At 45.1% G+C, this 23,932-nt stretch carries 21 protein-coding genes; 6 read left to right on the top strand and 15 right to left on the bottom strand.

The genetic code is table 11. The annotated features are described in order from the left end of the window. Positions 1 to 10: 10 nt before the first annotated feature. The 4 genes from rpsR to B8983_RS02205 form a co-directional block, all read right to left on the bottom strand. Entirely contained in the window at positions 11 to 286 is a 276-nt protein-coding gene (gene rpsR / locus B8983_RS02220) for a 30S ribosomal protein S18 (RefSeq protein ID WP_084282268.1), read from the bottom strand. A gap of 21 nt (positions 287 to 307) precedes the next feature. After that, a complete protein-coding gene (priB, locus tag B8983_RS02215; RefSeq protein WP_084282266.1) occupies positions 308 to 616 on the bottom strand; it encodes a primosomal replication protein N in 309 nt (102 codons plus the stop codon). Further along, positions 616 to 984 (bottom strand): 30S ribosomal protein S6, encoded by a 369-nt coding sequence (rpsF, locus tag B8983_RS02210; protein WP_084282265.1) that lies wholly within the window; start codon positions 982 to 984, stop codon positions 616 to 618. The genes priB and rpsF overlap by 1 nt, the downstream gene beginning before the upstream one ends. A 124-nt stretch (positions 985 to 1,108) precedes the next feature. Next, positions 1,109 to 2,125: an asparaginase gene (locus tag B8983_RS02205; RefSeq protein WP_084282263.1), complete on the bottom strand. Its 1,017-nt coding sequence runs from the start codon at positions 2,123 to 2,125 to the stop codon at positions 1,109 to 1,111. A gap of 182 nt (positions 2,126 to 2,307) precedes the next feature. Here B8983_RS02205 and lexA point away from each other — a divergent pair, with 182 nt between their 5' ends. From lexA to B8983_RS02175, 6 genes are all read left to right on the top strand, one after another. Beyond that, positions 2,308 to 2,976, top strand: a complete 669-nt coding sequence (lexA, locus tag B8983_RS02200) for a transcriptional repressor LexA (protein ID WP_084282261.1) — start codon at positions 2,308 to 2,310, stop codon at positions 2,974 to 2,976. Between the two features lie 375 nt (positions 2,977 to 3,351). Beyond that, the gene (locus B8983_RS02195; protein ID WP_084282260.1) at positions 3,352 to 3,732 is read left to right on the top strand and encodes a hypothetical protein; all 381 of its coding nucleotides are present in this window, start codon (positions 3,352 to 3,354) and stop codon (positions 3,730 to 3,732) included. 62 nt (positions 3,733 to 3,794) lie between these two features. After that, a complete protein-coding gene (locus tag B8983_RS02190; protein ID WP_200806858.1) occupies positions 3,795 to 4,289 on the top strand; it encodes a hypothetical protein in 495 nt (164 codons plus the stop codon). A gap of 191 nt (positions 4,290 to 4,480) precedes the next feature. Beyond that, positions 4,481 to 6,970, top strand: coding sequence for a YgiQ family radical SAM protein (locus tag B8983_RS02185; protein ID WP_084282258.1), 2,490 nt, complete (start codon positions 4,481 to 4,483; stop codon positions 6,968 to 6,970). A gap of 41 nt (positions 6,971 to 7,011) precedes the next feature. Then, the gene (locus B8983_RS02180) at positions 7,012 to 7,569 is read left to right on the top strand and encodes an NUDIX hydrolase (RefSeq protein ID WP_200806857.1); all 558 of its coding nucleotides are present in this window, start codon (positions 7,012 to 7,014) and stop codon (positions 7,567 to 7,569) included. Positions 7,570 to 7,800: 231 nt separating this feature from the next. Continuing rightward, positions 7,801 to 8,160 carry a hypothetical protein gene (locus B8983_RS02175; protein WP_084282256.1) on the top strand — a complete coding sequence of 120 codons (360 nt, stop codon included), beginning with the start codon at positions 7,801 to 7,803 and terminating at the stop codon, positions 8,158 to 8,160. A 173-nt stretch (positions 8,161 to 8,333) separates the two neighbouring features. On the opposite strand, the gene B8983_RS02170 is transcribed toward B8983_RS02175, so the two are convergent. From B8983_RS02170 to B8983_RS02120, 11 genes are all read right to left on the bottom strand, one after another. After that, a complete protein-coding gene (locus B8983_RS02170) occupies positions 8,334 to 9,197 on the bottom strand; it encodes a sulfurtransferase (protein WP_084282254.1) in 864 nt (287 codons plus the stop codon). Between the two features lie 43 nt (positions 9,198 to 9,240). Continuing rightward, on the bottom strand, positions 9,241 to 10,602 hold the full coding sequence (locus tag B8983_RS02165) for an FAD-dependent oxidoreductase (RefSeq protein WP_084282685.1): 1,362 nt from the start codon (positions 10,600 to 10,602) through the stop codon (positions 9,241 to 9,243). A gap of 14 nt (positions 10,603 to 10,616) precedes the next feature. Next, positions 10,617 to 11,780, bottom strand: a complete 1,164-nt coding sequence (locus B8983_RS02160) for an acyl-CoA dehydrogenase family protein (protein ID WP_084282252.1) — start codon at positions 11,778 to 11,780, stop codon at positions 10,617 to 10,619. Positions 11,781 to 11,801: 21 nt separating this feature from the next. After that, positions 11,802 to 12,338, bottom strand: a complete 537-nt coding sequence (locus B8983_RS02155; protein WP_084282250.1) for an OsmC family protein — start codon at positions 12,336 to 12,338, stop codon at positions 11,802 to 11,804. 30 nt (positions 12,339 to 12,368) lie between these two features. Continuing rightward, the gene (locus B8983_RS02150; RefSeq protein ID WP_084282248.1) at positions 12,369 to 13,733 is read right to left on the bottom strand and encodes a CmpA/NrtA family ABC transporter substrate-binding protein; all 1,365 of its coding nucleotides are present in this window, start codon (positions 13,731 to 13,733) and stop codon (positions 12,369 to 12,371) included. Positions 13,734 to 13,885: 152 nt separating this feature from the next. Continuing rightward, on the bottom strand, positions 13,886 to 14,950 hold the full coding sequence (locus B8983_RS02145; protein ID WP_084282246.1) for an aromatic ring-hydroxylating dioxygenase subunit alpha: 1,065 nt from the start codon (positions 14,948 to 14,950) through the stop codon (positions 13,886 to 13,888). Positions 14,951 to 14,964: 14 nt separating this feature from the next. After that, a complete protein-coding gene (locus B8983_RS02140) occupies positions 14,965 to 15,549 on the bottom strand; it encodes an NAD(P)H-dependent oxidoreductase (protein WP_084282244.1) in 585 nt (194 codons plus the stop codon). A 29-nt stretch (positions 15,550 to 15,578) separates the two neighbouring features. After that, the gene (locus B8983_RS02135; protein WP_084282243.1) at positions 15,579 to 16,949 is read right to left on the bottom strand and encodes an amidohydrolase family protein; all 1,371 of its coding nucleotides are present in this window, start codon (positions 16,947 to 16,949) and stop codon (positions 15,579 to 15,581) included. A 421-nt stretch (positions 16,950 to 17,370) separates the two neighbouring features. Then, positions 17,371 to 20,238: a formate dehydrogenase subunit alpha gene (gene fdhF, locus B8983_RS02130; protein WP_084282242.1), complete on the bottom strand. Its 2,868-nt coding sequence runs from the start codon at positions 20,236 to 20,238 to the stop codon at positions 17,371 to 17,373. Beyond that, positions 20,238 to 22,010 carry an NADH-ubiquinone oxidoreductase-F iron-sulfur binding region domain-containing protein gene (locus B8983_RS02125; protein ID WP_084282240.1) on the bottom strand — a complete coding sequence of 591 codons (1,773 nt, stop codon included), beginning with the start codon at positions 22,008 to 22,010 and terminating at the stop codon, positions 20,238 to 20,240. Before B8983_RS02125 ends, fdhF begins: the two co-directional genes overlap by 1 nt. 82 nt (positions 22,011 to 22,092) lie before the next feature. Continuing rightward, entirely contained in the window at positions 22,093 to 23,712 is a 1,620-nt protein-coding gene (locus B8983_RS02120) for an OFA family MFS transporter (protein ID WP_084282238.1), read from the bottom strand. Between the last annotated feature and the right edge of the window lie 220 nt (positions 23,713 to 23,932).

Below are 23,932 nucleotides of genomic sequence, written 5' to 3'. Positions count from 1 at the left end.
ATTTCTCCAATTAGTGTTTATGTTGATCAGTGAACGGCAAGAACGCTAAAAAACGAGCGCGCTTGATAGCTGTATCTAACTGACGTTGATACTTTGCTTTTGTACCAGTTAGACGTGCAGGAGTAATTTTACCGTTTTCGCCAACGAAGTCTTTCAATGTCTCGACATCTTTGTAATCGATTTGATCAACGTTTGCTACTGTGAAACGGCAAAAACGCTTACGCTTAAATAGCGGGTTTTGTGCCGGCTTTTTCTTAAAATCTACATTTTTTTTGCCAAAGGCCATGATATTTCCTTAATGTATTTATTAGGTATTAATGTTTGTTATATGAAAGACGAGTGCTTTACGATTAAATCCCATCTGTGCCATAAATCCTGATGCATCAATTAACTGACCTATTTCTAACTGGTCTAAGACATTGACTATCTGTCCTACCCCAATTGCCATCAAATTCATTTCCACTTTTCTCATTTTCTCTGCTTCCATCACAGTACCTGAATGTTGTAATTCACATTTCAGTATTGCTTGTCCCGCAGGGGAATATCGAATAGCTTCTTTAGAACTGAGGCGAGCCGTTAATCTGAAAGAATTTAAGTTCAGACTAGGTTCAACCATTAAGCAGCAGGCGCCTCCACTTGCTGAGTTTTGCGAGATTCTTCACGCTGAACTTCTTTCATCATGATCGAAGGTTCAGTTTCAGCTTTTTTCATTTGAATAATCAAATGACGTAAAACTGCATCGTTAAATTTGAATGCATGCTCGAGCTCAGACAAAGTAGCCTGATCACACTCAATATTCATACATACATAATGGGCTTTGGCTAATTTGTTGATCATGTAAGCCATCTGACGACGACCCCAATCTTCAACACGATGGACTTTACCGTTAGCGGCACTTAAAGTAGCCTTGTAACGATCGATCATCGCGGGCACTTGCTCGCTTTGGTCCGGATGGACGATAAATACGATTTCATAATGACGCATCAAACACTCCTTGTGGTAAAAGCTACCTGGGCGTCCAAACCTCAATGAGATTTGTCAGTGTAGCAAGGGGGACAACAAAAAACTTTACAAAAAGAGGAAATCCTGCAACTTGCAAAGGGTAGCCTTAGATTGTATCAAATAAATGCCTTAAATCAAAATCCTTTTGGGCTCCCTGCGAATAGATGAATAATTGCAGAGCAACCCTGGCTTTGGCGGGGGACAAATTTCTAGCCGCCACCGTGCCTAAAGATTGATCACTCACAGGCACTTCAGGACGAATATCCCCAAGCAAGGTACGTGAGGCACGCACCATCGGCAGTTGTTGCCCTTTCGCAAGCAACAAACTCTCCATTAAATTCTCATGTACATTCCCCTGCCCAGTACCTGCCAACACAACACCTTCAACCCCTTGTTTTAAAAGGAATTTAAAAACATCTGGGCGAACTCCAGCATGGCTAGTTAAGATTTCGACCCATGGCCAAGCCTCACCACTCTTCGGAAAATTCAGCGCAAACTCAGTACTTTTTGGTGGCAACATGCTTGGATTAGCAGATAAATCCAGACTATCCATCACCGGCGCATTCATCTGATTTGAGCTTCTTTTCAGATAATCTTTGGCAAAAATGACCTTGCCCGCAAAGGTCCCATAAACACCTCCCGACAATCGCAGCTTCGGTTGAAAAGAGACGCCTAAAAATGCAGCAAGCTCCACCGCATTCGATAAGTTTTGGGGACCATCAGCTCCACTCACATTGGAAGGTAGCATTGCCCCAGTCAGAACGACCGCCTTGCCTAGACGACTTGCCAATCTAGAAAAAGCCAAATGCAAAAAGATGCCAGTTTCTTCGATCGTATCCGTCCCATGTGTAATGACGATGCCGTCATATTGACGTTGTCGTAGGGCATCGCCCACGGTTTGCCCCAATTTAGAAAGTAAATCTTCCGTTAAATCGCCACTATTAATATTGGCTAGTTGTAAGGTTTTAAGGTGGACCAACCCACTAAGTTGAGGTGGCAAACTATTTTTTAAAAGATCAGCAACCCCTACTTGCCCAGCAGCATAATTTAAAGGATCAACCTCTGGGTCAGGAGCGATCCCCGCAATCGTGCCGCCCATGCCAATGATTAAAATATTTTTCAACGCTAGTGTCTCCCCACCATGATCCTGGTCCCAGAAAAAGACTCCTTAAAAGATGGTTCATTTTATTCTGGGAATTACTCTAAGGATAATACGCAAAAATCGTAATGGAAAGTATTGTGTTTACTTTTAAAACTGTATAGAATCACACCATGTATATATCAACAGAGAAAGTGGGCTAGCTCATGACTGATTTACCAAAATTAACGCCTAGGCAAGCTGAAATCTTAAAATTAGTAGAGGACTCTATTCGGGAATTTGGTGCCCCACCGACCCGCTCTGAAATTGCACAACAATTCGGCTTTGCATCTGCCAACGCTGCAGAGGAACATTTAAAAGCCTTGGCAAAAAAAGGTTACTTAGAACTGAGTCCGGGAACGTCTCGAGGGATTCGTTTATCTGAGCGCCTCAGACAAGTTGCCAAGCAGATGACCTTGCCATCGCAAGCCTTTGCACAATTGACCCTGCCTTTAATTGGTCGAGTAGCGGCTGGTTCGCCAATTCTTGCGGTCGAACATGTCGAAAAACAAGTCCCCGTCGATCCTTCCTTGTTTTCGCAAGGCGCTGACTATTTACTCAAAGTACGCGGTATGAGTATGCGCGATGCTGGTATTTTAGATGGCGATTATTTAGCGGTCAAAAAAGCACATGAAGCACGCAATGGCGATATTGTAGTTGCCAGAATTGAAGAAGAAGTCACCGTCAAACGCTGGCTAAAACTTAAAACCCCACAAGGGCTTCAAATTCAGTTAATTGCTGAAAACCCAGATTTTGATCCAATCATCGTCAACGAAGGGGTGGATTTTGCGATTGAAGGCTTAGCCGTTGGCTTAATTCGACCAAATGGTCTGTAAAAGCAGTTGTTAAAAGTATTTCCGGTTAGCAAACACTGAATGGAAATACTTGCTCTTTGGTCTATTTCATTAGACGATTCACGACAAAACTTCTTGGCTAATCCCGTGGCATTTTTTATGCCGCAATAAATCTTCCTCCAGATGTCTTCTTTTAAACTACTGGTGCGTTAATTAACTACAACTGATATTTTTGCTAAAAGCGATTCGATCAATTGAACTACTTTTTGATTTTTCGTAAGTATTTTGCAGTATGGTTGGTCAAAATAACCAATACTCAATGAATTGTATGAATCGTTCTTTAGCTAGGGTTTTATTTAGTGAATTTGAGTTAACGTTACGAATTTAGTATCAAAACATCAATCGATGGGAGTGCGTATGAAAAAACTACAATTACTTTTGTTAACTATTGTTGCTGTTTTATCAGTGAGCAATGCTAGCGCGCATGGCTACTACGGTCACTATCATGGTGGATGGGGTGGGCCACGTTTTGGTGTTGGGATCAATTTAGGCCCATACCCATACTACGGGCCTGCGTATCCAGGCTATGCTTATCCTTATTATGGCCCAACAGTGGTGCCTGTAAATCCAGCGCCTGTCATTATTCAGGAAGCTGCACCCACCTATATTCAACCGGCGCAAGCAGCCAATAATTGGTACTTCTGTCAAAGCACAAACACCTATTATCCTTACGTAAAAGAATGTGCTGAAGGTTGGAAAACAGTACCTTCCCAACCACAAGCACCAAGACCTAATTGAAAATTAATCATAGACGCTTTAGAGTAGTAAGTTGATTGACCTATTTTTAGAAAGAATGTTTCATGATGAATAAAACCGTTATTGCTTTAGCACTCCTAGCTACTTTATCTGCCTGCGCAACCAAGCCTTCTGGACCCAGTGTGGCCGTCATGCCAGGCGCAGGTAAACCATTCGAGGTATTTAAGTTTGAAGATTATGAATGCCGTCAATATGCGGAATCTTCCACAAATATGAATGCAAACGATACTGCTGCAAGAGATACCGCCAAGACTGCAGCAATTGGCGCTGCCATTGGCGCAGTTGCTGGTGTGCTCATGGGTGATAGTGGCAGATCTGCCGCTACAGGTGCAGGCATTGGCCTCGTCGGTGGCACGCTAGCTGGGACTGGGGCTGGCTCTAAATCATCCGATGATGTGCAACGACGTTATGACATCGCCTATCAACAGTGTATGTACAGCAAAGGGAATCAAATTCCTGGCTACCGTACCCAATCGCACACACCTGCTCCAGCACCGATGAATCCGCCGCCACCGCCACCTGGATATACGCCACGCTAAGACAATCACTACTATTCTTCAATACCTAATCCACAAGGTACTCCCCTTGTGGATTTTGTTTTTAACCGGTATTTTTCGATGTAGTTCCGTGTAAATTACACAAAACTTTCTCTTCAAGCCGAATACTCAGGCTTAAAGTCAATATTAAACAAGCAAACTTGGGCGAAATCCCCTACAATCAGACACTAATTATGGGCGAACCAAAAATACCTTTCTCAATACCTTCAGCACCTTCCCTGAACTCTTACCCTAAATACTGGGCAGAGTGTTACGGTCGCGCACCTTTCTTTCCGATGAGTCGTCAAGAAATGGATGAGCTGGGTTGGGATAGTTGTGACATCATCATCGTTACTGGTGATGCTTATGTGGATCACCCTAGTTTCGGTATGGCTATTATTGGTCGCCTGCTCGAATCACAAGGATTTAGAGTTGGGATTATTTCTCAACCAGCCTGGCAATCCGCTGACCCATTTAAGATTCTTGGTGCTCCGAACCTCTATTTTGGGGTAACGGCTGGCAATATGGATTCGATGATTAATGGCTACACCGCCGATCATAAAATCCGCCGAGATGACGCTTATACAGCTGGTGGCGAAGGTGGCAAACGTCCGGATCGATGCTCTTTAGTGTATGCCCAACGCTGCCAAGAAGCATATCCTGGTGTGCCAATCGTCATGGGTGGTATCGAAGCTTCATTGCGTCGAATTGCCCACTATGATTATTGGCAAGATAAAGTACGTCGTTCCATTTTGGTAGATGCTAAAGCTGATATCTTGTTGTACGGTAATGCGGAACGTGCCCTCGTTGAAATCAGCCATCGTTTAGCGAATGGTGAAGCCATTGGCGACATTACCGATGTACGCGGAACTGCATTCATTCGAAGAAGTTCAGCCCAAGGCTATTTAGAAATTGATTCGACCGAAGTCGATGAACCAGGCAAAATTGACCCGCCGATTAATCCGTATTTAATGCCGGATGAACAAGCCGCAGCACAAGGTGAATCTTGCGCTAAAGAAGATGCCAATCTTGCCAGTACTATAAATACCGAAGTTCCCGCTGTTTCGATGACGAAACCTGTTTTTACGCCGGTACAAATTTCCTTATCTCCTAAGCAACGCTTGAGTCGAGATAACACCGTTATCCGCTTACCAAGTTATGAGACCGTCAAACGCGACCCAGTCTTGTATGCGCATGCGAGTCGTATTTTGCACTTGGAAACAAATCCAGGTAATGCGCGTGCACTGGTCCAGCAACATGGTGATGGTCCATCCAAGCGTGATGTTTGGTTAAATCCGCCACCAATTCCACTCACTACTGAAGAGATGGATTTCGTGTTTGATCAACCATATGCTCGTGCTCCGCATCCAAGTTATGGTGATGCGAAGATTCCTGCTTGGGAAATGATTCGTTTTTCCGTCAACATCATGCGCGGCTGTTTTGGTGGTTGTACTTTCTGTTCGATTACTGAACATGAAGGACGGATTATTCAGAACCGTTCTTCCGATTCCATTATTCGTGAGATTGAGGACATTCGAGATAAAGTCCCTGGCTTTACTGGCGTCATTTCTGACTTAGGTGGACCAACGGCCAATATGTACCGGATTGCTTGTAAATCCAAAGAAATCGAGGCCCATTGCCGTAAACCCTCTTGTGTTTACCCAGATGTCTGTCCGAACTTAAATACCGACCACACGCCACTCATTCAGCTCTACCGCCGTGCTCGTACGCTCAAAGGTGTGAAGAAGATCTTAATCAGTTCAGGCTTACGCTACGACCTTGCTGTGAAGGCCCCAGCATACATTAAAGAATTGGTAACGCATCACGTCGGTGGTTATCTCAAGATTGCTCCTGAGCACACCGAAGGTGGCCCATTATCAAAGATGATGAAACCAGGAATTGGTAGTTATGATCGCTTCAAAGAGTTGTTTGATAAATACTCTAAAGAAGCAGGTAAAGAACAGTACCTGATCCCCTACTTTATTGCAGCTCACCCTGGTACCAGTGATGAAGATATGATGCATCTGGCGATGTGGCTCAAGAAAAATGGTTTCAGAGCCGATCAAGTTCAAACCTTTTATCCTTCCCCGATGGCAACCGCTACGGCGATGTATCACTCAAATAAGAATCCCCTGCGCAAAGTAACTAGAGATAGTGAAGTCGTTGATATTGTGCGCGGTGAAAAACGTCGTCGTTTACATAAAGCTTTCTTACGCTATCACGATGCCAACAACTGGCCGTTATTGCGGGAGGCCTTGAAAAAAATGGGTCGCGCTGATTTGATAGGGAATGGTAAGCACCATTTAATTCCGAGCTATCAACCACAAACCGATGGTAGTTATCAAAGTGCGCGTCGTAAAAACTCATCTAGTGCTAGCTTTCCGGTCTCAGCGGCCAATCCACGCTCACCAACTAGAGTGAGTACTAAGCTCGTGAATAATCCCAGAGACTTCACCTTGCCTGGCAACAATATCGACTCCAAACCAGCCAGACCTGGTGTGAAGGGTGCTGCACGTTCTGGGTTGACTAGTAAAACAGCTACGCCAGCGAGAACTACTGGTTCTAGAACCACCGCAGCGAGAACCACGGCAGGCAGAACCAACTCACCAGTAAAAGGCCAAATTCTGACCCAACATACTGGCTTGCCACCAAGGTCTACTCGGCCGAGTAAAAAAATGAAGTAACTCAACTACTCAATCAATCACTACAGGATTTAAAGTTCTCAATGTCTGACGCCACTTCAGCAACATCCCCTGGGCAAGCCATGGATGAACTTTTACAAAGCTATTATTTGCAATATCCAGCAGAAAAAGCTGTCTTAGCGCCCTTGTGCTCATTTATTGCAAACGCTACTGATCCTTTTATTCGGAGCAACCTACCAGGTCATATTACTGGTAGTGGCTTTGTCATCCAAGGTGAGGAGATGTTGCTCATTCACCACCGTTATATTAAAGAATGGTTTCAGCCAGGCGGCCATGTAGATCCGGGTGAAAACCCACTTCAAACGGCTCTGCGAGAAATTGAAGAGGAAACCGGTTGGCTGACCATAGCAAGCCCAACTAACCCTAATCCACTAGTACCACTGGATATTGATGCACATTTAATTCCAGCCAATCCCATCAAAAATGAACCTGAACACTGGCATATTGATTTTGCGTATTTATTAGTTCCCGTCGAACTGCGCGCCGCTTCTGATTTAGAACAGAACCAATGGTTTGCCATGAGCGAACTCACTGCCCCTAGACTGGCCCGAGTTATCCAAAAATATCGAGCGCTGCAATAACTGGTCTTTCACCAGAAACGTTCAGGTCACTGCTCGACAATATTCACGCATTAGGATTTCCCCACATTTCTGTTATCAGATCCCTTCGTCTTCGTCCTCAAAGCCGGATAATTTCATATATCTTTTGATATATTGATGAATGTCAAATTTCCGTACCTGATTGAATCCAACCTGGCGCTACTATCAACTTAGTAACTCAGATTAACGTTTTATCTCAAAAAGGATTCAATCATGAAGAAAATTCTTGCAGCAGTACTTTTATCATCTGCATGTGGCGTAGCAACTGCCGAAGTCGGATTCTTTGCTGGCATCACCTATGCTTTCGGCGATAGTGGCGGTCTAGGATTGACTGTCAAAGCATTATCTAGCCGGGAAGAAAATAAAGGGGTGGCCGCCCTCGGTGCGACGGTTTATCCTTTTGGTGAAAAAGTTCGGTATGGCATTGATGTAGGTGCCGGTTATCAAGGGGTCAATGTTGGCGGGATTGCCAGCTATGATGTATTGAATAATTTATTTGGTGTCAGTGGTGGTTATGTAAATACGAAAGGTAGTGAACCTGCTCCAGTAGTGATTGTTCCTCCACCAGCATAAGTGTGAGAACCTAAATCATGCCGATTCGTAGTGTTTTGCAGTGGCGTATTTTGTAACCGAGAAATACTCTTTTGCAATGACTGTCAACCAAGGCCAGTAAACTGGCTCTTGGTTTTTTTATGATGTCCCAAGAAACCTAGACCCAATACCTGAATCTAGGGCACTCGTCAGATTTAAGCAGGTAGGCCTGTTTCAATCGGTAAAGCTGGATCTCTTGACCACTCATTCCATGAGCCAAAATACATCTTCACGTTATCAAAGCCCGCTTGTTTAAGCGCTAAGTAAGTATTAGAAGCTCTGGCACCTTTAAAGCAATAAAGAATAATTTCATCATTGGTTTTAATCCCAGCAGTCTGACATTCTGCTTTAATTTCATCAGGGCTCTTAAATACTGGGCCCGCTCCTGATGGCTTCATAAAGCGATACCACTCCAACCATTTAGCACCTGGCAAACGACCTTTTCTTGGGGCAAAGTCCTTACCATAAGGAGAAGAACTATCACCGATCCACTCATCGACATCTCTTACATCCATGAGAACGGCAGCACTACCAAGCTTTTGTTTAACATCTTCGAGCGTAACCATCACGCCACTACCCGCCGTACTAGTCGGGAATACCGTAGGAGTAGGTGTTGGGATTTCAGTCGTAGTTGGCAGACCTGCTGCCTTCCATGCAGATAAACCGCCATTGAGGACTTGAATCTTTGGATAACCTAACCAAGTTAACAAGAAGTAGCCGCGACAGGATTGACCGTAACCACTATTGAGGGAGTCTTCATAAAATACTGCTGTTTCTTCGCCAGACAAGCCAATCGCACCTAATTGAGCAGAAAAAGATTCTTTCAAAGCTTCTAAGCCTTCAGTCGATGAAGTTGCAAGATAGGTAAAAATCTCACGCAGATTCACGGCACCTGGAAGATGCTCAGCTGCGTAAGTATCAGCATCTCTAGTGTCAATAATGACCATTGGAACTTCAGCCATTTGTTTTGATAAATCTGCTGGAGAAACTAAAATTGGTAATGCCATCATGTTTGCCATACGATTTCCCTTATTAAAAATTAAAAAAATAAAAACTAAAAAACTAACCTAATTCAAGTAAAGCGCTCACTTGGTTTTGGGACCAATGGGTCATTTGCCATTTGGACTGGAGCTGCTCTTCTTTTGCTTTTGAAATTCGCCACTCACCTTGCTTCTCGATCACCCCCTCGAGGCGCATTGGTAGGGAGCTGGTTTTAATCCGGATAGGTAAACTACTAGCCGAAAACAAGATAGATTGATCACCGGCTATCTGACTCGCAATCACTTGTGCTTGGCGCATGATCGGCTCAATGTAACGGCTCACCTTGCCCTCGACACTGATGCAATCACCTAGGGCAAAAATATTCTCTATGTTGGTTTTTAAGGTTTTAGGATCGACGGAGATACCTTGATTCCATTCAATGCCCGCAGACTTAGCAAGTGCACTATCTGGTTGCAAGCCCATACAAAGGACGATTTCATCGATCTTTAACGCTAGGCCCGATTGCATCGATAGGATCTTTTGGCCGTCTTGGTGAGTCATCTGCACAATTTGCTGCTCACCATAAAACTGAATCTTTAAGGCTTCCCAAGACTGCATCAGGGCTTCTGAAGCAGCTTCTGGGATCAAGTGTGCTAGTGGCCGTTGTGCGGCGTCGAGTAAGGCGATCTGGTGCCCGGCTAAGGCCAAATCATTCGCTAACTCACAGCCAATTAGACCAGCGCCAACGATGGCAATGGAGGATTTTTTACCCTCCAAGGATTTACGCAATTCACGGTAGACACTTAAGTGATTTACATGCCAACAATCTTGTGCCGATAAGAGTGGATGGCGAATCGGTTTAGCACCATGCGCAATCACGAGGTATTTATATTTAAATACGCCTTTGGTCGTGCGGAGTTGTTGGGAGGCATGCGAAATATGTACAGCATGGGTAGCAGGAAAGAGCTTGATACCGAGTTGCTGAGCTGCTTGCTCTCCACTTTGCAACACCAAGCGATCAACTTTAATTTTCTTTAAGAGGGCATTGGATAACTGGGGTTTTTCATACACTTCACCATCGCAACCTGTCACGATTGAAATCGAGAGATCATCACTGATTGCTCGAATCGCTTTGGCAGCCTCCCAACCAGCCTTACCCGCACCAATAATGACTACATCACTATAGTTGCTTCTAGAAAAACTCTTTTCAGCGGAAGTTGACTGCTTGGCAAATTGTTTTTTATCGATCACGACATGCAATACAAAGTCAGCTTTAGTCACGCCACACAAGGGACAGTACCAATCGTCTGGAATATCCTCGAAGCGAGTCCCAGGAGCAAGACCACTATCTGGATCCCCCTCCTCTTCCTTATAGAGAAGTCCGCAGGCTTTACAGATGTATGTCAGCCAGTCAGTTGTTGTTGCAATCACTGCGGAATTCATTTTTAAGTTCACCCTTAATTTAAAAAGCTTTGACCTTTTAACTTCGCCATTTCATAACGAAGATGTTTGAGAGCTGGGGTCACGATAGCCACAAAGTGCGACTCGCGAACCCGACGTTGTACTGCTGAGCTCAGTAAATAACCACGCGCTCCTTGATGTAAAAGTGCTGATTGGGCGGCACGTAAAGCAATCTCAGAAGCATGCGCTCGCACATCTAATACTTTGAGCACGTATTCATCAGAAGATTCATACGGGGTTTGTGCCAACACCATAATTCGGTTTCTCAGATCATCCAGTTCATGCTGCAAGGCAACTGGCCGATCTTCTAAAAATTGATTCACTTTCCCAAGTTGCGTCTCGACTTCCCACATAGAATCAATCGCGCCTTGCGCAACCCCAAGTCCCATCCCGGTTTGTAACAAAATGAAGGACGCCTTAATATTTTTAATAAAAGGCTTCGCGGGATCCGCCACAATATCATCGGCCGTAATCAACACATCTTTCAGATGTAAACCGTAGGTAGAGGTGCCTTCCATCGCAGAAAAAGAAGGACAATCTTTGAGAGTCACACCAGTACGATCACATGGCAAAATAAACATGATCTGATGATCAGGATTTACCTCACCAGTTTGATCATCGAGCACTGCACAGACCGTACCAAAATAATGATGATGGCCAATGTGACTCACCCATGGCAGGGTGCCACTGACAGAATAACCACCCTCAATTTTTTTTGCTTTGAGCATCATGGTTTCGATGCCAGAAAAAGTTTTCATGGGATTGGACATGCCGGTACCACCCAGCGTAATTCCTTGGGCATGCTTCTGTAATGCCTCACCCGTGAGCGCTGGATTTTTAGAGGCTTGCATATACACGCCGCAAACATCATGGCACCAGACCACAAAGCCTGTAGCACCACAAACCCGAGAGACCTCTTCCATACACTGAATGGCTAAACCAAAATCCATGTTCTCCTGATCAAGACCAAGGTGGGCACCAAAAGCACCTGCAGCACCTAAGTCTTTTAGAACCGCTTCAGGATAGAAACCTTCGCGGTCACAAGCATCCACTACTAAAGCCAAATCTTTTTGAGCAATGGACTTCACTTTTTCAAGTATTGCCAATCGTTTTGCGCTCATTGATAACTCTTGGGCAGGCTGTTCTAGCGTCAATTCCATGAATGTATATCCTCAAATTTTTCAGATCGTACTAATTTCAAAAGCAATCGGATTGCGCATTGAGTTGGCAACCGGTGAAAAATAATTCGCATGAGTAACGATGTCATCTAACTCTTCTTTAGTCGCATCACCCTCAATATCAACCTTCACGCGAATTGCCTGAAAGCCCATTTGTTCCGGTGTACGCTCAGCGCCATTGGCACCCCAAGCAGCAGAGTTACCAATATCACCTTCTAGATGAATTTCTAATTTGGAAAGTTTTACTTCGCGTAATGTAGCAACCGCAGTAATCCCAACGCCAAGGCATCCACCAAGTGCAGAAAGCACGATCTCGCCTGGTGCGGGTGCTGAATTCTCGCCCATTAGGTGGGGTGGCTCATCGACTACAACTGGGTTATGTACTCCAACAAAACTCCATGAACGAAACACGCCTTGCATGACAGTTTTGACTTTATTCGTGCCACGACGCTCTGGATTGGCACGACCTGCTTCTGCAAACTTCAAGAGACCTTCTCGGTCGATTGGACGTAAATAATTTACTGTAGTTTCTATTGTCATAATTGCTCTCGTTAATAAATGTAAAAAAAATTAAATTGTTGGAAAAGATTTGAGATACGCTGCTGGTTGCAGTGGATCAAACTCTTTACCCATAATGCTGACTTTTTGATAGCCAGTTTTTGCTTGGGCCGGCACATTAATACCAATTTCACCCATGTACTTTTTAGCATCTGTCATCAGGAAAATTTTCTCAGCAATATCTTTGTAATTGACATCGCCTTTGAGGTAGCCCCAACGTTGCATTTGCGTCAAAATCCAAGTTGCCATGGAGTACCAAGGAATCGGATTGAAATCGACGCGATCTGGTACGTTTTGGACGTTACCCAAACCATCCGCAAACTTACCCGTCAAGACTTGCATCAAAATTGCCTCTGGTTGGTTGACGTAATTTTGTGGAGAAATCACTTTTGCAATTAATGGACGATTGGCCGGATCTCTAGCCATCGTCGAGGAGTTCAACACAGCACGAAACAGTGCTGCAAAGGTATTCGGATTTTGTTTAATAAATTCCTCAGAAGTACCAAACGCGCAACAAGGATGACCATTCCAAATATCTTTCGAAAGAATATGAATAAAGCCAACTTCGTCATAAACTGCACGTTGATTAAATGGATCAGGTCCTAAAAAGCCATCAATATTTCCAGCTCTTAAATTTGCCACCATTTCCGCCGGAGGTGTCACGCGCAGTTGCACATCCTTATCTGGATTTAAGCCATGTTGGGCCAAATAGTATCTGAGTAAAAAGTTATGCATCGAATACTCAAAAGGTATCGCAAACTTCATGCCCCGCCATTTGCTTGGATCACGATTTTCTTTGTGTTTATTGGCCAAAGTAATCGCATGTCCATTCACATTTTGCACCGTAGCCACGCGCATTGGCGAAGGATTAGAGCCTAAACCCATCGAGATCGAGAGGGGCATTGGCGATAAGAAATGAGACGCATCTAATTCTTTATTAATCATCTTATCTCTGATTAACGCCCAACCTGCTGTCTTCATTAAAGAGACATTCAAGCCTTGTTTTCTGTAGAAGCCCAGTGGCTCCGCCATAATCAATGGGGTCGCACAAGTGATTGGAATAAAGCCAATATTCAGATCTTTCTTTTCGAGAGGACCTTTTTCTTGCGCCATCGCTTGAATCGCATCAATCGGTAAAAAAGTACTCAGAACACTGAGCGCACTGCCAGAACCTACGGCTTTGAGGAAGGCTCTTCTTTTGATTTCGCTGGGAAATAAGGCTTTGACTAAACTGGCCTCAATAAAATTTGCACCAAGGTCTTGGGCATCCATTTTTTGAATTTCTAAATCATGTTCAGCAGCACTCGCATGCTTCCCACAACTACATGCGGAAGAAAATAGCGCTTGATCTGGATCAAATGGGCGGTGAATAGTCATCGTTCTTTTTCCTAAAGTAATAAATTAGTAAAGTAAAACTGATGAACCATTTTCAACAACTTTTGAAGGTTTCTACCGAGGTCTGCACCATCATTCATCACACTTGAATCAGATGCACCACCCTCATGCTTCCTCTTGGTGCAGTCGCCTCGTTAGAGGGTCGACTTGAGCAGGCCCCGATACATTTCTTGCTCGCCATTCTCCACTAGCAACTTCATGAGGTACTTACGAATCAGCATCCCAGGCTTGTCTGACTCCATGGAATACTCCACCCCCCTACGCCGCACATCCACAAAAGCATCGGGGTCAGTTGACTCTAAAATATCCTTATCTTCACGCGTGATGACCTGATCAAAATGCACCAGCATCGCCTCCGGACAATCTTCTTCCTTATCGTTTCTAAATAACCATTGGCAGAGTTGAATATGCTCATCATCAATCGGCGTAAAACAATTGATAATCACGTGCCGAATTCCTGACGGATACTCAATATCTAAGCGTCTTGAAAAGGGCTGAAAATATTCGTTGCGCATATGACGGGTGGTAATGGGGTCGCTAACCCCACTAATTTTTCTAAAGGCCTCTGGATTCACTGCGTCGATTATCGTCTCCGCATAAAAGCCCTGCTCATTTTCAACCAACTCATATTTACTCGGTTTTGGCGAAGCAGCGACACCAAAGGTAGCCCGGTGCACAAAACTGAAGTGCGAATTATCAAAACTATTTTCTAAAGCGCGCAGCGGGCTAGTAGCCCAGGTTTCGTAAAACTGATAGATGGTGCGCCAACCTTCAGCCTCAAACTCTGGGATTGGCGGAATTTCGGCCATCGGTTCCTCGAGTGCAACCCAGACATAGCCATACTTCGCTTGGCAAAAATAAGCGGTGGTTTTATATTCGGGGGCAATCGTGCGACTAGCATCGAGTTGCGGGATTAACTTCACCTGACCGGTCCGATCGTAGACCCAACCGTGATAGCCACAGCGGATATTGCCTTGAGAACAGGCTTGACCTTCCCCATTGATGCACCAGCCTTTCGACAATTTGGCGGTACGGTGACAGCACCTGTCTCGAAGTGCCGCAGGCGCTCCCCTCTCATCTAAAAAGAGTACCATCTCCACGCCCAATAATTTGAAGGGACGTGGGCCATCCTTTAATTCCGACAAAGGCATGATCGCATGCCAAAATTTTCTGAAGATTGCTTGTTGAGTAACTAACATCGAAGACTCCCTGACTAAAAATGAAGCATTGCTTTTTTGACTTTTTCGCGAAATTTACCGAGCTTTTCTGGGGTGACCACATTCATGTGATACTGCGCGTGATACGTTACTTTGGTGCCAGCACCCGTCAACACTTTTAAATACCGTGTAATGACTTTGCGCGGTGGATCGCCCATATATAGAGCCATCCAACGCGGTCGGCCGTAGGTAACGACCGCAGAGATTTTTTGAATATGGGTGAGCGCCGGTCGGACATTTTTAGGATCAGAAATATCAAAGGCAATCCCTGGCATGAGTAAGCGATCGAAGAAGCCTTTTAACATCGCGGGTAAACCAAAGCACCAAGTCGGGAAGCAAAAAACTAGCGCTTCTGCGGCTAATAATCTTTGGATATAAGGCTCTACGGGGATGCGATTGCTCGGTACTTCGTGATAACCAAGTCGTTCTTCACGCGACAAGACCGGATTGAAATTTTCCGCATACAAGTCAAAGTCATCGACCTCATGCCCAGCAGCCTTTAAGGACGTGAGGATATCTTGATGTAGGGTTGCATGAAAACTGGTTTCAACGGGATGACAAAAAATCACTAATACTTTCATCGGCGAGTCCTCAATGTTTGCTCTGGCATTTAATAGTGCTTCTTTAGTTTTTTGAGGATGGCATTTGACTGTGCCACCAAACGCTCGAGATCGAGGCCGGGGATTACACCATCGCGTACCACTTCTTTTCCTGCCACAAAGGCATGCTGAATCTGGGGGGCACCACCCGCAGTAATAATGGCCGTTGCAGGATCGTGGTTGCCTAAATACCTAGGGTGGTCGATTTGATACATTACTAAATCTGCTTGCATCCCAGGCTTTAATACGCCAACCTGATCTAAGCCAAGAATTTTTGCCCCATTGGCGCTAGCACACTGCACTAAGGTCTCCACGGAGAGGGACCCAGCACCATGGATACTGCGATGAATGAGCCAAGCTGCGTGTAATTCCGAAATCATATCTGCCGCCTCGTTGGAAGCAGCGCCGTCAACGCCAATACCGACCGTAGCACCCGCTGACATGAGCTTTAACAAGGGGGCGATACCGCTACCCAGCCGCCCATTACTTTGGGGGCAATGCGCAATCGCAGTTTTGGTCTGACCACATAAGGCAATTTCAGCGTCGTTCAGATGCACCATATGGGCAAAACTGACATCGGGACCAATCCAATCATGCTTCGCACACCAGTGCACGGGATAATCATTGAAAACATCTCGTGCATAGTCAACATAGTTCACTGTTTCTGAAAGATGGGTATGTAAACGGATACCTAAGTGACGGGCCTCCTGAGCCATTAGTTTTAACTCGGAAGGCGTGCATGAATAAAACGGCGTTGAAGGGGCAAGTACCACTTTACGAAATGCAGCAGGACCTGGGTCATGATATTTTTGGGTGGTTTGCGTGATCGAACTTAAAAATTCATCCATCGACTCGGTCGGCATCGGCAGACGCTCAGAGGTCGCAAAGGTTCTTGATACCGTAGCACCACCCCTTAGTAAGACAAACCGCATCCCTAATTTTTCTGCGACATGAAACAGGATTTCGCTCGGATCAAAGTGCACCCCTTGGCCATATAAATAATGATGGTCCGCGACCGTCGTGCAACCAGATAATAAAAGTTCTACCATCCCAATCGTTGCTGAGACCTCAATGGTTTCTTCATCAAAATACGGTCCATAGCGATAAGGCACTGCCTGTAACCATTCGAACAGAGGGACATTTAAGCCTTCTGGCACCCCTTTTAACATGGATTGAAACAAATGATGATGGGTATTGACGAAGCCAGGATAGACCACACTGCCCCGCCCATCGATGATTGTCATGTCTGGACCGGATGCGATTTGCCCCATCTGGGCAATTTTGTCATCTTGAATCAGAATATCAATATTAGTTAACGCGCCAGCAGTAAGATCATTACCGGTTAAAACAGCGCTCGCTTGCTGAATAAGAATAGTTGACATGCATCGCTTTCAGTAAGAGTGAAGATCATCCATCAACGCCAGTACTAACCCCGCAGAGCCTAAGGTTTCGTCGGCTTGTATCCAGCTCTTACTTTTGATTAATAGCAAAGGCATTGGACTCCCTGAACGTCAATTGATCTGAGAACGCCATTACAAGACTTGGATTGATTACATGCACACCAACCCAACCGTCTCATAAAAGGCAGTTACTGTCGGTGGCAATTTCCTACTCGTCAACAAGGTAGTTGATCGAGCTGAACGCTTATACCCCTTGATTTCAATATAAAACAAGGCATGTGGTTGCAAACACCCCCAATGCACCAAATCAACGCTAGGTAACTATTTTGGGGCACAGCAAGGAAGCTGGCATCAGCTAGATAGAAGCGTCACTGCCTAGCTTGCGAAATAAAGTGCTAGCTTACTAGAAATGAAAGACTGATTTATTTGTGTCATAGCCAGGCTTTTTGAATATATCTCCACCTACTATTACACGCACAGCACAATACTTAAACTCCGGAATTTTGCCAAAAGGGTCTAAGGCAGCGTTGGTCATTAAATTAGCTGCCGCTTCATAGTATGCAAATGGTATAAAAATCGCCCCAACCGGTGTACCATCATCTCGCCGCACATGAATTGCCACCTCGCCACGCCTAGACTGGACGGTCACCACCGCACCCGCTTCAATCCCCAGTTTGGCAATGTCCTCGCCATGCATCGATACCGTTGCAATCGGTTCAATCGCATCTAATACCGTTGCGCGACGCGTCATACTCCCCGTATGCCAATGTTCTAATTGTCGACCGGTAATCAACACAAAAGGAAACTCCTCGTCAGGACGTTCATGCGCCGGAACAATATCAGCGGGCACGAGATGAACACGCCCATCTTTAGTGTCAAAGTGTTCAATAAATACCGTTGGTTGACCAGGATCATCCGCCGTTAAACATGGATAAGTCACGCTCGACTCGAGTTCTAAACGTTCCCAAGAAATCCCGCTAATCACCGTATGCATCGCTTGGCGCATTTCTTCATAGACTGCTGCCACGCCACTCTCTGCTCCTGCATAATTCCAATTGAGCCCCATGCGTTGTGCAATTTGCTGAATAATCCATAAGTCAGGTTTGGCATCTCCAGGCGGGTTTAAAGCGCGCCGCCCCATTTGTACCATCCGGTCTGTATTAGATGCAGTCCCGGTTTTTTCAGGCCAAGCACTCGCCGGCAACACCACATCGGCGAGCCACGCTGTCTCCGTCATGAAGATATCTTGGACCACTAAATGTTCGAGTGAAGCTAAGGCATGACGTGCATGATTCAAATCAGGATCACTCATCGCCGGATTTTCACCCATGATGTACATGCCCCGAATTTTATGCGGATCGCTATCATCTGCCAAAATCTGATGCATGATTTCTACGACGGTATAACCAGGATCTTTATCGAGAGGGCTTGCCCAGAAGTTTTCAAACCACGCTCTGGCGCTATCATCCGTTACCCGTTGGTAATTAGGGAACATCATCGGGATTAAGCCTGCATCACTGGCACCCTGCACATTATTTTGACCCCGCAGAGGATGTAAGCCAGAACCTGGTTTACCCACCTGCCCTGTCACGCTCGCTAGTGCAATCAAGCAGCGGGCATTATCGGTGCCATGCACGTGCTGACTCACACCCATGCCCCATAAAATCATGGAGGCTTTTGAAGTCGCATAAGCACGGGCAACTTCTCGAATGACTGATGCAGATACACCACAAATCAATGCCATTTTTTCAGGGGAGTAATTTTTAACATTTTCACGCAAAGCTTCAAAATTACTCGCTCGTTTCTCAATAAATTCTTGATCCACTAAACCTTCTTCCACGATGGTGAAGAGCATGGCATTTAAGAGTGCGACATCGGTATCGGGTTTAAATTGCATGGTCCGCCAAGCGTACTTCCCGATATCGGTAATCCGCGGATCCATTAAAACAATTTTGGTGCCATTCTTGGCGGCGTTTTTCATCCAAGTCGCTGCAACGGGATGATTCGCGGTAGGGTTGGAGCCAATCACAATAATCAGACCAGCGTGTTCGACATCATTGACTTGGTTACTCACAGCACCTGACCCGACTCCTTCGAGTAAAGCGGCCACACTCGATGCATGACACAAGCGCGTACAGTGGTCTACGTTATTACTCCCAAAACCGATGCGTACTAACTTTTGGAAAAGATAAGCTTCTTCATTGGTGCCTTTGGCGGAGCCAAAGCCAGCTAGTACTTTGTTGCCATATTGCGCTTTTAAACTACTTAATTTTCCGGCGGCAAGCATCAGTGCTTCTTCCCAACTAGCCTCCCGAAACACCTCACTCCAATGACCCGGTTTTGATATTTCATGACTGTCTTTCGGTACTCCGGCTTTGCGGATTAAGGGCTTGGTCAAACGCTGTGCATGCTCCACATAATCAAAACCAAAACGACCTTTGACACATAAACGATTGTGGTTAGCAGGGCCATCTCGACCAGTGACACTCACAATTTTTTCATCTTTGACTTGATAAGTGAGTAAACAACCAACCCCGCAGAATGGGCAGACCGAATCCACCTCACGATCCACCACTTGATTACCTACGAGGGTTTTAGGCATTAGGGCACCCGTTGGGCAAGCCTGGACACATTCACCGCAAGCTACGCACGTACTGTCGCCCATTGCAACATCTAAATCAAACACAATTTCACTGTGGGCTCCGCGCATCGCATAACCAATCACATCATTGACCTGTTCTTCACGGCAGGCTCGCACACAACGATTACACTGAATACACGCATCTAAATTGACCAGCATTGCGGGATGACTCGCATCTGAGGGGATACTGGGACGCTTTAAAGATTCTAATTCCGGTCGGACGGTGACTTGTAGTCGATTTGCCCAGTCGGAGAGTTCACCGTGCGGTGCGTCTTCCTGCCCCTCCATCCATTTAAAGCCATCTTTTGGCAGATCAGATAGTAGTAACTCAAGAACCATCTTTTGACTCTTCGTAGCCCGCTCGCTATCAGAGGACACCACCATGTTCGCTGTGACATGACGACAACAACTAGGCGCTAAAGTTCTCTCACCTTTGATTTCAACTACGCAAGCTCGGCAATTACCATCCGGACGATAGCCTTCCTTAAAACATAAATGCGGAATCTCTACGCCATGCCTTTTGGCTGCTTGCAAAATGGTTTCACCACTCCAGCCTTTAATAGCTTGACCATTTAACTCCAATTCAACTTCCTCAATCACCAGATTCGACTTACTATTCGGTGCGTTCATTACACAATCTCCTGTGGGAAGTATTTCTGCACACAACGAATCGAATTCGGTGCGGCTTGGCCAAGCCCACAAATCGAGGCATCTATCATCACATTCGATAAGTCATCTAAAGTGGCATGATCCCAAGTGGTAGAAGCCATCAAAGTAGCTGCTTTAGAGGTGCCGACTCGGCAAGGAGTACATTGTCCACAACTCTCATGCTCAAAAAAACGCATTACATTCAGGGCCGCGCCTTTCGCCTGATCGGCCTCACTCAAAATCATCACTGCTGCTGAGCCAATAAAACAACCATACGGCTGAAGAGTATCAAAATCTAGCGGAATTTGATTCAATGAGGCTGGCAAAATACCACCGGAAGCTCCGCCTGGTAGATAAGCATAAAAAGTATGACCCTCTTGCATACCACCGGCATACTCATCAATCAACTCTTGCACAGTAATCCCTGCTGGAGCCAGTTTGACTCCAGGTAGTTTGACTCTGCCACTAACACTAAAGCTTCTCAGACCTTGACGGCCATTGCGACCAAAACCACTGAACCAGCTAGGGCCTTGCTCATTGATGTCTCGTACCCAATACAAGGTTTCAAAATTATGTTCTAAGGTAGGACGTCCAAATAGCCCAATCTGAGCAATATAAGGTGGACGCATTCTTGGCTCCCCACGTTTACCCTCGATACTTTCGATCATGGCCGATTCTTCACCACAAATATAGGCACCAGCGCCACGCCGAAGTTCAATCAGTGGTAATTCACATGGTGGACTAGCCTTTAATTTAGCTAGTTCGATTTCTAGAATCTCACGACAACCATGGTACTCATCGCGCAAGTAAATATAGCAAGCATTTATCCCTACAACATGCGCAGCAATCAGCATCCCTTCTAAAAACCGGTGAGGGTCGCGCTCTAGATAGGTACGGTCTTTAAAGGTCCCAGGTTCACCTTCATCGATATTGACGGCCATGAGTCGGGGTGCGGGTTGATCACGCACGATCCGCCACTTACGACCAGCCGGAAAACCTGCTCCGCCAAGACCGCGGAGGCCAGAATCTTCCATGTTTTTTAATACGGTTTCTAGCGCTACCTGGCCAGCAACCACCGCTTGTAGTAGTTGATAGCCACCATGCTCTTGATAAGTTGCATAACCACAGTATTCAGGTGAAACCTCAAGTTCATGAATCTTCGTAACACTTTTTTCTACCACATCTAAGGGATTAAAGAATTTGGCATCCTTTGCTTTTGGATGCGATATTTTTTGCATCTCAACCAAAGAGCTCACTTGATCGACATTGGCTAAAGGGACTGGATGTTGATGAATCACCACTGCCGGGGCTTGTTCACATCGACCGATACAAGGCACCGGGACTACTCGCACATCAGGACGACTGAGAATCTGTGGCAAGCGCTCCAGTAAATCATTGGCACCAGCCATTTCACAGGAAACACTATTGCAGACCCGAATCGTCATTTCAGGGTTTTCAACGCCGTCTCTCAATACTTCGAAGTGATGGTAAAAAGTGGCCACTTCATATACTTCGGCCATCGAGATTTTCATGAGCTGTGCCAACGCAACTAAGTGACGCTCAGGCAAACCATTGAACGCGTCATTTAAACGGTGAAGATTTTCTATTAACAGATCTCTGCGCAGGACCCCTTCACCAACGAGGCTTTCAACTTCTCGCAAAGAAAGGTCGTCAGCTTTACGACCTTTCATTTGAGTTTTCTTACGCAGTTGATTTTTAAAATCTTCTACAGTACCAATTGCAACTTGATTCATTCGAGTTCAGATCCTAAAAGTTGACCATCATAGTTAAATATTTGGAAAATTCTAACAGTCTTTAAAAGTTCTTGTTTTGACATTAATTAAAAAATTTGCCAACCGTAACAATCGTTTTATAAGTTCCCCACGCTAAAGGAATACCAATCGCCGTCCAAGCTAAAACAACGACGAGTGTTGAGCTAGAAGATGTTTCACCCGAATTATTTTCGAGTACAGATTTTTCAGATTTTTCGTGAGCTAAGCGCTTTTCTTCTGCTAGTTCAGCCTCGCTCATAAACCATTTATCAGCCACTGGCTTGATCAGCAGATTTGCAATTAAACCGATGGCTAACATCCCAACTAAGATATACATCGTTTGGTTATAAACCTGATCTTTTGGAATACCAATACTTAATTGATAATCCCGCATGTAGTTCACGACCACTGGGCCTAAAATCCCTGCAGTTGCCCAAGCCGTTAATAAACGACCATGAATCGCACCAACCATTTGTGTACCAAATAAATCAGCGAGATAGGCAGGTACTGTCGCAAAACCACCACCATACATACTTAAAATGATACAAACAGCTGTTACGAATAAAAAGATGTTGTGACTCAAGGCGCTCGAAGGAATACTAAAGTAACAGATCCCACCTAAGATAAAAAAGATCGTATAAGTTAAACGACGACCTAATTTATCCGAGATACTTGCCCAGAAAAAGCGGCCTCCAATATTAAACAAACTCAACAGCGCAGCAAAGCCAGCTGCGATTCCGGCAATGGCTGTTTTATTTTCTGCAGTCAGTGCTCCTGACACTCCAATTAACGACCCACCAAAAATCTCTTGCAGCATGGGGGAAGCCATCCCAATCACACCAATCCCTGCTGAAACATTCATACACAAGACAACCCAAACTAACCAAAATTGTGGAATCTTAAAAGCATTCTTTACATGCACATGTTTTTTGGTAATCATGGCATTTGCTTCCACCACTGCAGGGGCAGTCCAACCCTCAGGTTTCCAGCCCGTGGTTGGTACTCGGTAACCAAAGGCGCCAGCCATCATAAATACAAAGTAACCTAGGGCCATCACAATAAAAGTTGGCACTACGCCGACATCAGTGGGCGTGGCGAAATGCTTCATCAAGAGTGCCGCTAAAGGTGAGCCAATCATGGCACCACCGCCAAAGCCCATAATTGCCATCCCAGTTGCCATGCCACGACGGTCGGGGAACCATTTAATTAAAGTTGAAACAGGAGAAATATAGCCAAGACCTAGACCAATGCCACCAATCACACCGGAACCAAGTAGCATCATCCAAAACTGGTGGGTATAAATACCAAGTGCTGAAAACAGCATGCCGCCACACCAACAAAAAGCAGCCACCACGCCAGCTTTACGTGGACCGGAACGTTCCAACCAACCACCCCAAATCGCAGCAGAAGAACCTAAAAATACGAAAAACAGGGTATACATCCAACCCAAAGTAGAGACTTTCCAATCGCAGTTAGTAACGAATAGTTCCTGAAAAAATCCAATTTCTGGACCACATTTGATAGGCTCAGTAACACCAAGTGCTTTAGATAAAGGTAACCAAAATACGGAAAAACCGTAAGCCATGCCAATACATAAATGGATGGCTAGTGCTGCCGGTGGTACTAACCAACGATTAAACCCTTTACCAGCGATAGTGTTTTCTTTTGCTAACATATCAAACATGCTTGATCACCTCATCATTTCAAATAATAGTAAATTCGAACATAGATTTACCCAAATAACCACTAGCGTTAAACTTATTTTTTTGTAATGTTTAAAATAAATTTGCCTATTCTTTCTAATCAGAAGTACTGTTCTCGTCTAAGAATTGGACGCACTCCCAGCTAGCTAAACCTTCGATAGGAGAGATAGGATTTATATTTACCCCCCTATTAAACCCTAG

This window comes from Polynucleobacter kasalickyi (assembly GCF_900176405.1).
Taxonomy (GTDB): Bacteria; Pseudomonadota; Gammaproteobacteria; order Burkholderiales; family Burkholderiaceae; genus Polynucleobacter; species Polynucleobacter kasalickyi.
The sequence above is the reverse complement of the archived record's forward strand: the minus strand, read 5'-3'. Positions and strand labels throughout refer to the sequence as shown.

Coding starts and splice junctions, on each gene's coding strand:
- rpsF (WP_084282265.1), bottom strand. CDS start 984: ATGCGTCATTATGAAATCGTATTTATCGTCCATCCGGACCAAAGCGAG.
- rpsR (WP_084282268.1), bottom strand. CDS start 286: ATGGCCTTTGGCAAAAAAAATGTAGATTTTAAGAAAAAGCCGGCACAA.
- B8983_RS02120 (WP_084282238.1), bottom strand. CDS start 23,712: ATGTTTGATATGTTAGCAAAAGAAAACACTATCGCTGGTAAAGGGTTT.
- B8983_RS02145 (WP_084282246.1), bottom strand. CDS start 14,950: ATGTTAGTTACTCAACAAGCAATCTTCAGAAAATTTTGGCATGCGATC.
- B8983_RS02175 (WP_084282256.1), top strand. CDS start 7,801: ATGAAGAAAATTCTTGCAGCAGTACTTTTATCATCTGCATGTGGCGTA.
- B8983_RS02165 (WP_084282685.1), bottom strand. CDS start 10,602: ATGAATTCCGCAGTGATTGCAACAACAACTGACTGGCTGACATACATC.
- B8983_RS02190 (WP_200806858.1), top strand. CDS start 3,795: ATGATGAATAAAACCGTTATTGCTTTAGCACTCCTAGCTACTTTATCT.
- B8983_RS02180 (WP_200806857.1), top strand. CDS start 7,012: ATGTCTGACGCCACTTCAGCAACATCCCCTGGGCAAGCCATGGATGAA.
- priB (WP_084282266.1), bottom strand. CDS start 616: ATGGTTGAACCTAGTCTGAACTTAAATTCTTTCAGATTAACGGCTCGC.
- B8983_RS02185 (WP_084282258.1), top strand. CDS start 4,481: ATGGGCGAACCAAAAATACCTTTCTCAATACCTTCAGCACCTTCCCTG.
- B8983_RS02125 (WP_084282240.1), bottom strand. CDS start 22,010: ATGAATCAAGTTGCAATTGGTACTGTAGAAGATTTTAAAAATCAACTG.
- B8983_RS02195 (WP_084282260.1), top strand. CDS start 3,352: ATGAAAAAACTACAATTACTTTTGTTAACTATTGTTGCTGTTTTATCA.
- B8983_RS02140 (WP_084282244.1), bottom strand. CDS start 15,549: ATGAAAGTATTAGTGATTTTTTGTCATCCCGTTGAAACCAGTTTTCAT.
- B8983_RS02160 (WP_084282252.1), bottom strand. CDS start 11,780: ATGGAATTGACGCTAGAACAGCCTGCCCAAGAGTTATCAATGAGCGCA.
- B8983_RS02135 (WP_084282243.1), bottom strand. CDS start 16,949: ATGTCAACTATTCTTATTCAGCAAGCGAGCGCTGTTTTAACCGGTAAT.
- B8983_RS02155 (WP_084282250.1), bottom strand. CDS start 12,338: ATGACAATAGAAACTACAGTAAATTATTTACGTCCAATCGACCGAGAA.
- lexA (WP_084282261.1), top strand. CDS start 2,308: ATGACTGATTTACCAAAATTAACGCCTAGGCAAGCTGAAATCTTAAAA.
- B8983_RS02150 (WP_084282248.1), bottom strand. CDS start 13,733: ATGACTATTCACCGCCCATTTGATCCAGATCAAGCGCTATTTTCTTCC.
- B8983_RS02170 (WP_084282254.1), bottom strand. CDS start 9,197: ATGGCAAACATGATGGCATTACCAATTTTAGTTTCTCCAGCAGATTTA.
- fdhF (WP_084282242.1), bottom strand. CDS start 20,238: ATGAACGCACCGAATAGTAAGTCGAATCTGGTGATTGAGGAAGTTGAA.